Below are 14,769 nucleotides of genomic sequence, written 5' to 3'. Positions count from 1 at the left end.
TATCATCTTATCGACGGATTAAAAATGACAAACTTAGGTATCCTTTGGATTGGAACAGCGAAACAGCGTAGCCGGATATGTTATCCTATAACGGTTGAATACATTGTCTACGATGAACTAGAGAATAAAACAAATAAGTTAGAGTGGCGTGACAATACTCTTAACCCTAAAGAACTGTTGGAAGACATAATGGCAAAAACAGTTGAATTGACTTATAGCTATGAGTTTCCGGATGGCTTATTCAGAAAGAAAATACGCTATTACAATGAAAACCTAATCAGGGAGTTGTTGGTTAACTCGTTGGCTCATAAAAGTAATACAATTTCAAACGACATCAGCATCAAAGTGTACCCGGATCATATTTGTATCTCTAATCCAGGTGGTCTCCCTTTAGGAGTTACCAAAGACAATATTCTTCACACCAAGCATAGACGTAATCCCAATATGATTGAAATTCTTTGCGCTCTTGGAGTAATGGAAGGAGAAGGGTCTGGCTATGATTTGATTTATGAATTGGATGCAATCGAAGCAAAACATCAACCAGAGATAGAATCGACATTTAATACGGTTACAGTATACCAAAGTGCAGAAATAACCGATAAGGAAGTAGTAAGGCTTATGGATTATGTTGACCATAATTACAAACTTTCACAAAAGAATAAAATAGCATTTGGTATCATTGCGCGTGAGAAACGTATTGCTGCTACGGATTTATCGAAGATTTTACAATTAACAGCAGAAGAACGCCTAAGACCGTATATAGGCAATTTAGATAAAAATCATTTGATAACAAGAAGCGGAGTAAAGAAAGGTTCATATTTCCAGATAAATCCCATGCTGTTAAGAAATGCAAAATCAAATATTGTCACGAGTTTAAAAACAATTGAGCCTCATATTCTAAAAGCATTAATAAAAGAGGATTTGCATATGCACCCAATGAGTAAAATTTCGGAAATAACAAGTAGAATACCTGATGTTGATATAAAAGATATAAGGAAAATGGTTTATGCTATGGTTGGCAAAGAAATAGAAAAAGAAGGTTCACGTACTAATAGCCGATATTATCTAAAGTGATGGCATAAAAAAAAAGAGCCGAAAAAGAAAAATATGTTAATACACACATAAACATTTGATACTTAGATACTTGCATTTTTACTATTTCTTATAATCTAACTGTTTTTTCGAAAAAGAATATATAATAAGCAGAAGATATTTATCATCGTTTTAAACTTTTATCTTGAAATGTTGCATCCATTTCGTTTAAGGTCATTATATGTTATTCACTCATACAGCGTGAACCTACATCAGACGAAAAGAAGTGATAAAGAAACTACAAACTTAAACATATTTGGTTAAAAGGTAATTGGCTGGGATGATAGTAATATTAAAGCCTCAATATCAATTATAACAGCAAAAGAAATATCCTGCACATTATTCAACTCATGGTAAACAGAATGCAGGACTTTTTCTTTCAATATGGTACATATATAAGTATCACCCTGAAATCCATGTAAAAAAGCTGCATCTCTTTTTTCTTTCGTTTGTTGTAGGCACACGCCGCATGAGTGGATGATTATATTGTTGCCTACATTTGCCTTCGGTTTTCTATGAAGTCCATGATGGCTTAACAAGAATAAATTATACACATTGTTTGTGTCTTTCTTCAATTATACTTATCTTTGCAAAGAGGACAAATGTTGACTTATTGTTGACTGATAGATATAAACAAGTTCTCAAGAGAGTTCGTTAAATGGTTGATACACAACACTTTGGCTTTTAGCTCAGTTGGTTAGAGCAACAGACTCATAATCTGGAGGTCCCAGGTTCAAGCCCTGGATGGCCCACGTTGAAAATCAAGCAGTTATGCATCAAGTAACTGCTTTTTTCATGCCATTTGCGAACACCATGCGAACACCGAATGCTCGTGAAATGCAATGCAATCTTTACAATTCCTGCAAAGTTTCATTAAATTGAAATTTTTGCTTGCTGTCAAATATCATCCAATTATTTTAGGGATTAACATAATAAACACCATATTCCAATAACTTAGAATTGAAGAGCCTGAGGTTAAAATAACGCATGACAACAGGGATAAGATTTGCCGGATTACGGATTTCTGATACTTACATTTCTTGAGCTTGAATGTTTCCAACATTTGAAACAGCGTAACTCGGATTATTTGATTGTACAATTTCATGTTTGCAAAGTCATGGAATTGTTGGTCATGTAATCGATATATATAGGTTCTGAGGAGTTTGGATACATGTAAAATCAACGCAAAATACGTTCCTGATATATTGTCACGGTTACAGGATTTGCCAAGCAAGTTGTACTTTTGTGGCCACAAAAGTTATTTGCCGACTGCCACGCATCGGAGCAATTTCATTGCTGTTCGCTTTGCGAAATAAAGTTTCTGGAAATATTGCATCGGGCATCCTAGATATGAAGAACACAAAAATCAGACATACAACGATTAAAGATTCTCCAAAACAAGGAACTCAGTTAAGAGGAATAAACTTAACTGAAAACACGTAACCGCAGTTACTTAAATCCGGGAAAAAGAAACACAAACAAGAAACGGGATGTTGCGCGAATTTTGACATCTCTTCGTAAGAGATATAATTTCGTTTGCAAAGTTACGTATTTTCTTGGATATTCAGCTTTTTCTTAGTTATTTTTTTGTTATTGGTGTTTTTAATGTTTATCAAATCATGTGATTTGTTTAGCAAAATTGGCACATTGTATTTAGGTAACTTGTTAATAATCAATATTTTAAATATTGACACATATCTCTTACGAAGAGATACAAGTGATAGTGAATAATCACTATTATGACGAAACGAAGGGATTTATGTATAATACATTTATTAAAGATATATGTACTTCCATTCATTGTAAATGTATAATACGGAAAAATAAATTAGACTGAATTATCAATGCCACTGTATAGTACAGATATTCAATCTAAAGCCACGGGGCAACATTATGACGCAGACAACAACAAAGAATCTGCGGAGAGGGAGGTTTTGCTCGACAGTGGCGTTACGTCATGGTGTTATTTGTTTGTGCATCATGCAAAATTAAACTTGATTGAAAGATTATTGAATAAGAAATTTAAGACGTTCATACATAAAACAACGGTATATAAAAAAGAACGTAAACAGGTAAGAAAAGAAGACAAGCCGACAATATCCGGTCTTATTTTCATACAAGGAGACAAGGTTGAGATACAAGAGTTCTTGAACCGGAACTGCCATGGAATATATCTCGCAAAAGACTGCAGCACAAAGACAACAGCCGTAATACCTGATGAAATTATGCGTCCTTTTATACAGCTTGATTTAAACCGCAACCGCATCAGGTTTATGCCTCATCCATTAAATTATTACTCTGACGGACATTATTTAATAAGAATAACGTCAGGGCTGTTGACCGGCTTTGAAGGATATATAATCAGAATATCGCGTAATAAGTGTCTTGTAACCTCGATAGGAGGACTAACTGTGGCCATAAGCAGCATTGACAAGGACAGTTTTGAGAACGTTGACGAGTATGTCAGGCAGCGTCTTGGACTTGCGAGTACAAGTGGCAGCGCTGACAATCCATACTTGAAGCGTGCAGTTTCATCTCAAACCAATCATGAAAAACTGTGACGTGACAGAGAAGCATATTGAAAAAAGATATTTTGACGATGACAGTCGTGGCCGGTCGCTGTTTGAGCAGGCTCAACGTGAGATAATGGACGGTAAACTTTTTCTGAATCCTGCATTCTCGCGTGATACATATATGAGTTTATGCCCGATGAACAAGAACGGCGTGGCAAGGCTGATGCAGCGTTATGCGGGAACAAACCTTAACGGATATATCAACAGCATACGGTTGGAATACGCCTTGCGGCTGATGCGTGAGAATCCTGATTTGCCTATTAAAGCTGTGGCTTTTGATTCCGGATTCAGGTGCTTGCGTACATTTTACCGCCTGTTCTTAAAAAAATATGGCGTAACACCGACAAAATATAAGGAAAGGCTATGACATTTGACATTGCAGGACTGGGTATCAGGGTTGACGGCTTGGACATACTTCCGCAACAGATGTACAATCTTGAGCCATTTATTACTAATGATGACAGCTACGCAAAGATAAGAACTATATGCGATATCAAATGCGGATGTACGATTACGGACGTTGACGCAGAGCCGACGATAACAAATACGTTTGACGGCAAGACGATGTGCCTGTGGCTGGCGGCAGACTTTTACAGGGTTACATTACGGTTTAACGGTAGCGAAAATACTTATAGTATGGAAGCAGACAATGGTTGGCGTACGGTAAGGACTGACTGCAAAGCCGGTACAGAGACAGACTGCATGGCTTTGGAAGATTTCATTATGATTAGTTTCATATACAGCGCAGCTTATTACGACACTGTGCTTATTCATGCGTCAAGTGTTGCAGTCGATTCGTCGGCAGCTGTATTCATTGGCCCATCAGGCATAGGCAAAAGCACTCATTCGCGCCTGTGGCTGCGATATGTAGACGGCTCGCGCCTGCTAAATGACGACCAGCCGGCCTTGCGAATCATGCCTGACGGAAATGTTTATGTATATGGTACTCCGTGGAGCGGCAAGACCGACTGTTATCGCAACGAGCGTGCCAAGTTGAAGGCTGTATTCAGGATGAGGCAGGCCGGAGTGAACAAGGCCGTCAGGCTTGACGGGACAAAGGCTTTCTGCGCGCTTCTTGACATGACGTCGCTTATAAAGTCAGACATTGCGAGCTTTTCGAAAATAAGCGATACCGTGGCATACATTGCCGGAAAGGTTGATATCTGCATGCTTTATAACCGTCCGGAAAAAGAAGCCGTCGACGTTAGTTATGCTGTATTCAGCCGGCGTTGTTGACTGGGGCATTCGTATATGTACGTATTGATTGAAACATATAAAAAATGAATTATTAAGGATTGTCGGGTTTATCAGCGCACCGGCAAGACTGTAATGAAATATACAAATTATTTAACGAAACAGAACGGCGTAAAAAGGACGCGCTGACTTGATTATGCCAACATGTAAATTGCTATGAATCGCATAAACATCTTTATCTTGTTTGCTTTGGCTTTGTCGGTAGTAGGATGTGCGTCTTATGAAAAGTCCATCTATTTCAGTGATGACAGTCAGCAGGGAGAAACCGGAAAAATGGATCTTTTTGAATACCACGTTATGCCGAAAGACGAGCTGACGATAACGGTAAGCACTTCAGACCCAGAAGTGTCAGCCCCGTTTTACAGGAAGATTGGCCAAACCAAGAGCCAAGCCAACATTGGGCAAGGCATGGACGATGCCAAGCTGCTTGACTACCTTGTTGACAACAAGGGATACATTGATTTCCCGGTATTGGGCAAAATACGGGTTACGGGGCTTACCACGCGCGAGTGCGAGGCTATGATACGCGATAAACTGCAAGCTCATCTTAGCGAGGTGCCGAACGTAACCGTGAGGGTGGCCAACTTCAAAATCAGCGTGCTTGGCGAGGTGAACAACCCCGGCACGTATTCAGTTGAGGACGAACAAATCAATATATTTCAGGCTTTGGCACTTGCCGGCGACATGACACTGCTGTCGGTACGTGATGACGTGCAACTATTGCGCACCGACGCAGACGGCAGCAAACATATAATCCATCTTGACCTGACAAAGGCCAACGTGACAAAATCGCCATATTACTATCTACGCCAGAACGACGTTGTTTACGTCAAACCGACAAAGGCAAGAGTAAAGGCCAATAGTATGAACAACAACACATCGTCTTGGATTAGCTGGATAAGCCTGTTGGCAACGATTGCGTCGCTGATAATAGTGTCGGTACGATAAAACTTTATTCTATTGAAACCGGTTTTGTAATATGTGGTCTTTTACTGCGCAAAAGGTCATGTTCCGCATCATAAAAGATGACCTTTTACAGCCTGAAAGATGCTCTTTTACAAGACAAGAAAAGAATGACGCAAAAATATAATCAGATTCACGTTAGAACGGACAGATTAAAACTATAGTGAGATGAAAGAGGAGCAATTATACGAAGAACTTTTCAAAAATGATTCTAAATCGATAGACTATAAGGCCATCGTGGCAGACTATCTTCTGCGTTGGCCGTTCATAGTCGGTTTCCTGGTTTTGTCTTTAGCGGGAGCATACATTTATCTGCGCTATCAGGCGCCGGTATATAATATCGATTCAACGGTGATGATAAAGCAGGGCGACAAGACTAAGTCGACGGCCGCCACCGCACTTGCGTCGATGCAGGATCTTGGCACGATGTCACTGGCAAATAACTTCGACAACGAAATAGAGATACTACAGTCATACAGCCTGATAAAAAGGGTCATAGAGTCGCAGAACCTCTACATATCATATTTTGACGAGAGAAAATTCGGATACGACATCCCTGCCTACAAGAATGTCCCCGTCAACGTATGGATGGCTCCCGATGAGGCCGAACGCCTGCCGTCGGCCCTCAATGTTGAAGTTGAAAGCCGTCGCGACGGCTCCGTGTCAGTGACGGCCAGTTACACGGCAGCGGACGGCAGCCATACGGTAAGCAAGGAGTTTAAGAAAATTCCGGCCATATTCATAACTCCCGTAGGCACGCTGACGCTGACCTCCGCCTCAGCCAAAAACAAGGCGCTGCCGCCTTGCAGCTTCAATGCGGTGGTGGCTCCGCCGTCGCTCGTGGCCGACAGCTATAAATCGCGTCTACACGGCGAACCGACAAGCGAGTTCACGTCGATAGTGCGCCTCTCGTTCAACGATACCGACATCCGCCGCGGGCAAGACTTCCTTTCTGTGCTGGTGACATTATATAATGCCGAGGCGAATGAAGATAAGAATCAGGTGGCAAGCCGCACGGCAAAATTTATTGACGAGAGGATACGTATTATCAACAACGAACTTGGCACTACGGAAAACGAACTGGCAAGCTATAAACAGCGGGCCGGACTGACAGATCTCAGCGCCGACGCCCAGCTCGCACTTCAGGAGACATCAGAGTATGACAAGAAGCGTGCCGAGAATGCCTCACAGTTGCGCCTTGTGAGCTTCTTGCGCGAGTATATCGACAATCCTGACAACCGGCATGAAGTGATACCTTCAGACATCGGCGTGACCGATGCCGACTTGGCCGGAGTGATAGCGAAATATAACGAAATGCAGATAGAACGCAAGCGGTTGCTGCGCACGTCGAAAGCCAACAACCCCGTAGTGGTAAATCTCGACGCGTCGATAAACGCCACACACAACGCCGTAGTGACCGCCGTAGACAATGTTGAGAAAGCGCTGAAGATAACACGCCGCAACCTCAACCTTGAGGCCGGCCGCTACCGCTCGCGCGTAAATAAAGCCCCACGGCAGGAACAGGCTCTCACCGACATCACACGCCGTCAGGAAATCAAGGCAAACCTGTATCTTACACTACTGCAGAAACGCGAGGAAAACGCAATCACGCTGGCAGCTACGGCAGACAACAGCAGGGTCATAGAAGAGCCGCGCGCGGCGGGAATAGTAGCCCCCAACACCCGCAACATCTATGTGCTGGCTTTCGTCGTCGGACTGTTGTTCCCAATATTCTGTATATGGCTCGCCAAGAAATTACGCTTCAAGATAGAGGGGCGGGCTGATGTCGAGAAACTGACCGATGTCCCCGTAATAGGCGACATCCCGCAGGTACACGACAAGACCGACTCTACAATAGTCGTGTCAGAGAACAAGAACGGCGTGATGGAGGAAGTGTTCCGCAACGTGCGCACTAACATCCAGTATATGTTGCAGGAAGACGAAAAGGTAGTGCTCCTTACCTCAACCACTCCGGGTGAAGGCAAGAGCTTCACGGCGGCCAATCTTGCAGTAAGTTTCGCCTTTATGGAGCGCAAGACTCTTATCGTAGGCATGGACATCCGCAAGCCGGCGCTGAACAGAATATTCTCTCTGCCGAAAGATTCACAAGGCATCACGCAATATCTGGCTTCGCCTAAAACCCACGACCTGCTCTCAATGTGCCAGCCGTCACAGTTGTCGCCTAATCTGTATGTATTGCCCGGAGGAAAGGTTCCGCCCAATCCCACAGAGCTTGTGGCCCGCAAGTCGCTCGACGACGCCTTTGCCCTGCTGCGCCGACATTTTGACTACATCATAATCGACAGCGCCCCGATAGGCATGGTTACAGACACGCGCATAATCTCACGTGTCGCCGACATCTGCGTATATATCTGCCGTGCCGACTTCACCCGCAAAAGTGACTTTGAACTGATAAACGACCTCAAGCACGATAAAAAGATGCCAGTATTGTGTACCCTCGTCAACGGCATCGACATGGACAAGCGCAAGAACGGCTATTATTACGGCTACGGCAAGTACGGACGTTACGGCAAATACGCCTACGGCAAAAAGTACGGATATGGGTATGGGTACGGAAAAGAGAAAGAGCGTAAGCGCAAATAACTGCAACTATGCGAATAGGAATACTGACACTTCCATTACATACCAATTATGGAGGAATACTTCAAGCATACGCTCTGCAGACCGTACTTGAACGTATGGGGCATGAAGCATGTCTGATTGAAAAAATCAGAAAACCATTAAAAATGCCGTTATGGAAAGCTCCACTGTCATACGGTAAGCGGATATTAAAGAAAATGATGGGGTATCAGTCAATAATATTCTTTGAACAAAAGATAAACCGCGAGACGCCTATCGTAAGACAAAATACAGATAAGTTTATAAATGATAACATCAAGCGAATAATTATTGACGGCTATTTTGATATAAAAGAAAACGATTTTAGCGCAATAATAGTTGGCAGTGACCAGATCTGGAGACCAAAATACTTTTCTGAAATAGAACACGCATATCTCGATTTCACCCAAAACTGGAATATTCTGCGTATTTCTTACGCAGCTTCTTTCGGCACAGATGAATGGGAATATAATGAAGAACAGACTAAACAGTGCGGAAAATTAATTAAGACTTTCAATGCCGTATCTGTGCGTGAAAAATCCGGAATTGATTTATGCCGCCAACATTTCGGGACAAATGCAGAACATGTATTAGACCCGACAATGCTTTTGGCAAAAGAAGATTATATCCGATTGTTTGATACAATGAATCTGCCCAAAAGCGACGGAAACCTATTTTGTTATGTTCTTGATAATTCATCTGAAAAGAGCGAGCTTATAGAAAAAGTCGCTAAGGAAAGATGTCTGCGTCCTTTTTATATAAACAAAGATTTTTACAACTTTGAGATAGAAGTAAATAAACGGATCCAACCTCCAGTTGAAGCATGGATCCGTGGTCTTTATGACGCGGAATTAGTTATTACCGATTCATTTCACGCCTGTGTCTTTTCAATACTGTTCAACAAACCTTTTATCGCAATATGTAATGCAGACAGAGGATTGTCGCGTTTTATTTCTCTGTTTAACATGTTCGGGTTAGGACAAAAAGAACAGATAAGTAATTCTGCCATAATTGATTGCACGGAAACAGATTGGGACAGTCTTAACAATACATTAAACGAGAAAATCCGATTCTCTTTAAAAATTCTAAAAGAGAGTTTAAACTAATAATACAAAATGAATATCCCGCAAATATCAGTCATCGTCCCTGTTTACAATGTAGAGAAATATCTTTCACGTTGTATTGAAAGTATTTTATCACAGACCTTTACAGATTTTGAATTGTTGCTCATTGATGACGGCAGCACAGACCGCTCGGGCGAGATTTGCGATGAGTATGCAAAGAAAGACGCCCGGATAAGAGTGTTTCATAAAGAGAACGGTGGTGTAGCATCTGCAAGACAAATGGGGATTGATAAAGCTATTGGTAAATACTCTATTCATGCTGACGGAGATGATTGGGCTGAATCAAAGATGTTAGAAAAAATGTTCTTAAGAATTATTGAGACTAATGCAGATATGGTAATTGCAGATTACTTTCATGATAATAATGGTCAATCCATATATATTCAACAAAGAAACAGTAATAAAATTTTTTCATTAGATATTTTAAATGAGATACTTGTTGGTTATTTGAGCGGCTCCTTGTGGAATAAATTAATACGTCATTCTTTATATCAAGATTATAATATTAAATTCATTCAAAATATAAATTTCTGTGAGGATGTTTTGATACTTATTAGACTATTACTTTTAAATATAAAAGTGACTTTTTTGCATAAAGCCTTTTACCATTATTGCAGCCAAAATACAAATTCCATAACAAAGAATTATACAATAAATTCGTTCCGTATGCAGCAACAATATGTTGAAGAATTAAAAAAATTTCTACCTAATAAATATAATAATACTATTGAAATAGTCGCCTTCCAGATTAAAACTGGAGCTTTTTATCATAACGTTTTGACAAAAAAGGAGTTTTATGACTATATGCCAACATCTTTACAAACCATTTTATTGGGTAAATGTGCAAAAAAATGGAAGCTACGTATGTTACTTTCCTACTTAGGTATTTACTGTTGGACAAAAAAAATCTGGTGTAATTATAAAAAATACAAGAACAGAACAAATGTATTCAAAGCTGTTTAATAAAATAATATTTATTCTTGCTGTTATTTTTATGGGAGTAAGAATAAATTTCATTGGAAGTATCTCTTTGACGGAAATATTTGTATTATTTTATTCCCCATACTTGTTTGTAGAGTTCCGTCGTGCAAAAATACCTTTTTTACGTGTTGTATGCAGCTTGTTTCTTGCATTAATTATAGCCCAAGTTCTGTCTGAATATTTTATTGGTAATACGTTGACGAATGCAATGAAAGGTATTGCCGGTACAGTGATGGCTTTATTACTTTTTTTATTTTTCCTTGAAAAGTTATGTAAAGACATTTCTTTAATTAAATGGATACCTATTGCAGGAATCATAAGACTTATTTTGTTTGGGGACCAATTTGGATTTTCTGAAACAGGAGAAGATACTTATTTCAAATTTTATTTAGCTCCGATAATTAGTTTTGTAGTTTGTTATTTATCTTTGTCAAAGGTAAAATTAATTAAGAAATTTATCTTACTTATATTTTTGGTCGCTTCATTAGTAATAATAATAGGAGGAGCAAGAAGTTCTGGCTTCAGCCTTTTATTCAGCACTTTATTATGCTTTATATATGAAAAATATAATACGTTCAGTCTGAAGCGGATTTTTCCATTATTAATTGTTGTTATTGTTGCTTTTCAATTGTTTTATGCATTTTTATATGTGCCCAAAGTCGCTTCAGGTGAATGGGGAAGCAAACAAAATCAAGAGCAATTAGCCCGTATAGGAAATTCAAGAAATGTATTTTTAATGCTATTTTCAGCTCGTGCTGATTTTTATGTTTCATATTTAGCCTTTTTAGATAAACCATTATGGGGACATGGATCATGGGCGAAAGATAAAGGACTGAAATATGCAAAGATTCAAGCAAAATTATTTTCTAAAAATGAAACTTCTAAAACAGGGGTAAACAAAGGTATTGAGCATTGGGTTCCAATGCATTCTGTTGTAATGGGTATGGGAACTCGTAATGGTATATTTGCATTCCTGATATTTTTAGTGATTTTCATTTTAATGTATTATATTGGAATAAAAGCATTGCTACCCAAAGCACCTTATAATATATTTTTAATTTATATGTTGGTAAGTTCTTTCCAACATTTATTGTTTGGACCAATATCAATACTTAAAAACAATGGTTCGTTGGCATTTGCTTTATTTTTTACATTATATTGCTTGAAAACAGTTTATCTAAAAAAGAATGAAAATGAAATACGAACTGTTAGTAGTAACTGTAACATATAAGCCTGAAATTTCTGAATTGATAAAATTCATAGATTCTTATAAACGTTACAATGATTTAGGTAAATCGGCAAAATTAGTCATAGTTGATAATTCTCCAACTTCTTTTTTGGATATTTCAAGAATAAAATCGAAATACCCTGACGTAACAATTGTTGAAAATCCTAATAATCCTGGCTTTGGAGCATCTAATAATATAGGATTTAAACTGTTTAAAAGTGATTATGTCCTTTTTATGAATAATGACACTGAATTTGTCGAGCCTGTATTTAAAAGCTTAATCAAACTTCATGAAAGTGATGAACATATTGGTTGCATTGGTATAAGACAGTTAGGTAGTAAATTATCTTATTTTAAGAAATTTACTACTCCATCTAATATAAATTGCTCTAACTTTAATGAAAAATATCATATTATTTCAGGTGCATTTATGTTTTTTAAAAGCAATGCGTTTATTGAATGTGGCATGTTTGATACAAAAATATTTATGTATTTAGAAGAATTTGATATTTCAGAAAGGCTTAATAGGAAAAATTATCACGTAATTTATGCTTCCCAATATTATTTTCTTCATAAAAAAGAAAGGCATCGTAAAGAAATAAATGAACGTTTATGGATAATTGGAGCACAATCTCAATTATACGTATGTAAAAAATACGGCTTAAATCCTCGTATCGGTTTTTATGGTGCAAATAAACGCTTATATAAATATTTATGTTATTATTTAGTCCTATTTAAAATAAGGGATCTTTTTATGATTTTACGAATTCTTAAATATAGATATTCAATATTGAAATGATGAAAAATGATATTTGCATCCTACTTCCTTATTTTGGCAAGTTCAATAATTATTTCACTCTTTGGTTATTGTCTTGCAAATACAATTCCCAGATTGATTGGTATATTTTTACAGATGACTGCACAAAATATTCATATCCGACAAATGTAAAAGTCATATATTGTAATTTTTCAGACATTCAACATGCTGCATATAAATTATGGGGGAAAGATATTTCATTAGACAAGCCATACGATCTTTGTAAATTTAAAGTTGCTTATCATATTATTTTTCAAGATATAATTGAAAAATATAAATATTGGGGATTTTGCGATTGCGATTTAATATTTGGAAACATTTATTCAGCTATTCTACCTGCAATTGTTCAAAAATATGACAAAATATCATGGAGAGGACATTTTACGTTATTCAAAAATACTTTAGATAACAAAGACACGTTCTTACAAGTTATACCTAATGTCCATACTTTTAAAGATTGTATCTCAAAAGCCAGAAAGAAATATTACAACCTTTTTGATGAAGTCGGTATAAATTTTATATTTGATTCATGTGGGAAAAAAGTTTATAAGGATTTATTAATTGCAGATTTGAAAGTTAAAAGCTATAATTTTGTTTGTAAACATTTTTCTCAAGCTGAAGAATTTAAAAATAAACATCAAATATTTGAGTGGAATAATGGACATTTATACAGGTGTTATTTATTTAATGGAAATTTATTTAAAGAAGAATTTGCTTACGTTCATTTTTTACGCAGAGAAATGAAAAATCATATAAGAAATATAAATACTTTTCATTATTTAATAATTCCGCCGAATAAATTTATTGACTATCAAGATATTACTCCTGAAAAGATTTTATTATGGACAAAAAAGAAATTTTATTGGAATTATTTTACAAAACGAGCATCCCCCTTATATATTTATCATTTGATTTTAAGCCGACTAAATGGCGAAAATAAGAAAATCCCAGATATTTATCCTTTTATTATTAAATAACATACAATGAAAAATAGTAAAAGAATTGCAATATTACAGCCATTAATTCCACATTATAGAATGGAATTTTTTACAAGATTAAATAATAATATTCCAACAGACGTATTCGTTTATGATAAGGATAACAAAGAATATTTTAATTTATCTTCTTATAAAGTCAAGACCCTGCCTTGTATAAAGATAAAAGGAGTGTTATTATATTTACCGTTTGTTTTTATGCACAAACAATATACATCTATTGTGTGCATGTTGCATTTTGCACATATAACAACTTGGATATTATTGTTGTTGAATATGATTTTTCATAGGAAACAAATTATTTTATGGGGACATGGAATATCTGTCAAACGATATTTGGCGGAAGAGAAAAAATGTAATTGGTTATTAAGATTTATGATTTCAATGTCTGATGGTGTATGGCTTTATACGGATAAAGAGGTAGATTTATGGAAAAAAGAATTTCCACACAAATCTATTATTTCATTAAATAATACAATATCTGGAATTGATAAAATTGTTAAATATGTTTCTCCGCTATCGAGAACAGATTTACAAAGAAAATATGGAATAAAGGAAGAATTCATTTTTTTATTTTGTGCTCGATTTAATTCTCCATATAGACGAATTGATTTGTTACTGAATGCTATTAATAAATTAGATAATAAAAAAAATGCTTTTATAATTATCGGTGACGGTAATAATAAGCCAGATTTTTCTAATTATAAAAACGTATATGACATAGGTGAAACTTATGACAGAAACATAAAGAATGATTTGTTTTCGTTGGCTAATGTATACTTCCAACCGGGATGGGTCGGATTATCAATAGTAGAAGCAATGGCATATGGTTTACCGATATTTACCTTTAAACGTTCTGAAAACATAAAACAATGCGTAGAATACAGCTATATAAAAAATGGATATAATGGTTTAATATTTAATGATGTTGATGATTTTATCTATAAAGTAAATAATATTTCTATTTCAGAAATAAATAAAATGGGAGTAAATGCTAAAAATTATGTAAGAAATAACTTATCTATGCAAAATATGGTTGAATCAGCCTTAAGTATTTTATAAAAACATTACATGGTTGATTTATGAAAGTAATCCATTACATTCCGAGCATTGACCGTTCTTC

The 14,769-nt window shown here is 37.0% G+C and carries 12 protein-coding genes and 1 tRNA gene; all 13 read left to right on the top strand.

The features are described from left to right. Positions 1-1,074, top strand: a 1,074-nt coding sequence (locus H6A34_RS10500; RefSeq protein WP_205105479.1) for an ATP-binding protein, incomplete at its 5' end; no start/stop codon positions are given. Between the two features lie 696 nt (positions 1,075-1,770). Beyond that, positions 1,771-1,844, top strand: a tRNA-Ile gene (locus tag H6A34_RS10495). A 1,092-nt stretch (positions 1,845-2,936) separates the two neighbouring features. After that, positions 2,937-3,653, top strand: coding sequence for a hypothetical protein (locus tag H6A34_RS10490; RefSeq protein ID WP_205105478.1), 717 nt, complete (start codon positions 2,937-2,939; stop codon positions 3,651-3,653). Continuing rightward, on the top strand, positions 3,640-4,032 hold the full coding sequence (locus tag H6A34_RS10485) for a helix-turn-helix domain-containing protein (RefSeq protein WP_205105477.1): 393 nt from the start codon (positions 3,640-3,642) through the stop codon (positions 4,030-4,032). The genes H6A34_RS10490 and H6A34_RS10485 overlap by 14 nt, the downstream gene beginning before the upstream one ends. Further along, entirely contained in the window at positions 4,029-4,901 is an 873-nt protein-coding gene (locus tag H6A34_RS10480; protein WP_205105476.1) for a phosphoenolpyruvate carboxykinase (ATP), read from the top strand. Before H6A34_RS10485 ends, H6A34_RS10480 begins: the two co-directional genes overlap by 4 nt. Before the next feature lie 174 nt (positions 4,902-5,075). Continuing rightward, positions 5,076-5,867 carry a polysaccharide biosynthesis/export family protein gene (locus H6A34_RS10475; protein ID WP_205105475.1) on the top strand — a complete coding sequence of 264 codons (792 nt, stop codon included), beginning with the start codon at positions 5,076-5,078 and terminating at the stop codon, positions 5,865-5,867. Positions 5,868-6,050: 183 nt separating this feature from the next. Beyond that, complete coding sequence (locus H6A34_RS10470) at positions 6,051-8,486, top strand: GumC family protein (protein ID WP_205105474.1); 2,436 nt, start codon at positions 6,051-6,053, stop codon at positions 8,484-8,486. A gap of 8 nt (positions 8,487-8,494) precedes the next feature. Further along, the gene (locus tag H6A34_RS10465) at positions 8,495-9,607 is read left to right on the top strand and encodes a polysaccharide pyruvyl transferase family protein (RefSeq protein WP_205105473.1); all 1,113 of its coding nucleotides are present in this window, start codon (positions 8,495-8,497) and stop codon (positions 9,605-9,607) included. Between the two features lie 9 nt (positions 9,608-9,616). Then, positions 9,617-10,588 (top strand): glycosyltransferase family 2 protein, encoded by a 972-nt coding sequence (locus tag H6A34_RS10460; RefSeq protein WP_205105472.1) that lies wholly within the window; start codon positions 9,617-9,619, stop codon positions 10,586-10,588. Beyond that, entirely contained in the window at positions 10,569-11,837 is a 1,269-nt protein-coding gene (locus H6A34_RS10455) for an O-antigen ligase family protein (RefSeq protein ID WP_205105471.1), read from the top strand. The genes H6A34_RS10460 and H6A34_RS10455 overlap by 20 nt, the downstream gene beginning before the upstream one ends. Beyond that, positions 11,800-12,633 (top strand): glycosyltransferase, encoded by an 834-nt coding sequence (locus H6A34_RS10450; RefSeq protein ID WP_239480844.1) that lies wholly within the window; start codon positions 11,800-11,802, stop codon positions 12,631-12,633. Before H6A34_RS10455 ends, H6A34_RS10450 begins: the two co-directional genes overlap by 38 nt. Then, complete coding sequence (locus H6A34_RS10445; protein ID WP_205105469.1) at positions 12,630-13,628, top strand: DUF6625 family protein; 999 nt, start codon at positions 12,630-12,632, stop codon at positions 13,626-13,628. Before H6A34_RS10450 ends, H6A34_RS10445 begins: the two co-directional genes overlap by 4 nt. Positions 13,629-13,634: 6 nt before the next feature. Continuing rightward, the gene (locus H6A34_RS10440) at positions 13,635-14,708 is read left to right on the top strand and encodes a glycosyltransferase (RefSeq protein WP_205105468.1); all 1,074 of its coding nucleotides are present in this window, start codon (positions 13,635-13,637) and stop codon (positions 14,706-14,708) included. The last annotated feature ends 61 nt before the right edge of the window (positions 14,709-14,769 follow it).

Origin of the sequence: Marseilla massiliensis (genome assembly GCF_016899855.1) — a bacterium.
GTDB lineage: Bacteria > Bacteroidota > Bacteroidia > Bacteroidales > Bacteroidaceae > Prevotella.
Note: the sequence above shows the minus strand (reverse complement) of the source record. Positions and strands in the feature narration are given on the sequence as shown.

Coding starts and splice junctions, on each gene's coding strand:
- H6A34_RS10465 (WP_205105473.1), top strand. CDS start 8,495: ATGCGAATAGGAATACTGACACTTCCATTACATACCAATTATGGAGGA.
- H6A34_RS10470 (WP_205105474.1), top strand. CDS start 6,051: ATGAAAGAGGAGCAATTATACGAAGAACTTTTCAAAAATGATTCTAAA.
- H6A34_RS10440 (WP_205105468.1), top strand. CDS start 13,635: ATGAAAAATAGTAAAAGAATTGCAATATTACAGCCATTAATTCCACAT.
- H6A34_RS10445 (WP_205105469.1), top strand. CDS start 12,630: ATGATGAAAAATGATATTTGCATCCTACTTCCTTATTTTGGCAAGTTC.
- H6A34_RS10450 (WP_239480844.1), top strand. CDS start 11,800: ATGAAATACGAACTGTTAGTAGTAACTGTAACATATAAGCCTGAAATT.
- H6A34_RS10475 (WP_205105475.1), top strand. CDS start 5,076: ATGAATCGCATAAACATCTTTATCTTGTTTGCTTTGGCTTTGTCGGTA.
- H6A34_RS10485 (WP_205105477.1), top strand. CDS start 3,640: ATGAAAAACTGTGACGTGACAGAGAAGCATATTGAAAAAAGATATTTT.
- H6A34_RS10455 (WP_205105471.1), top strand. CDS start 10,569: ATGTATTCAAAGCTGTTTAATAAAATAATATTTATTCTTGCTGTTATT.
- H6A34_RS10480 (WP_205105476.1), top strand. CDS start 4,029: ATGACATTTGACATTGCAGGACTGGGTATCAGGGTTGACGGCTTGGAC.
- H6A34_RS10460 (WP_205105472.1), top strand. CDS start 9,617: ATGAATATCCCGCAAATATCAGTCATCGTCCCTGTTTACAATGTAGAG.
- H6A34_RS10490 (WP_205105478.1), top strand. CDS start 2,937: ATGCCACTGTATAGTACAGATATTCAATCTAAAGCCACGGGGCAACAT.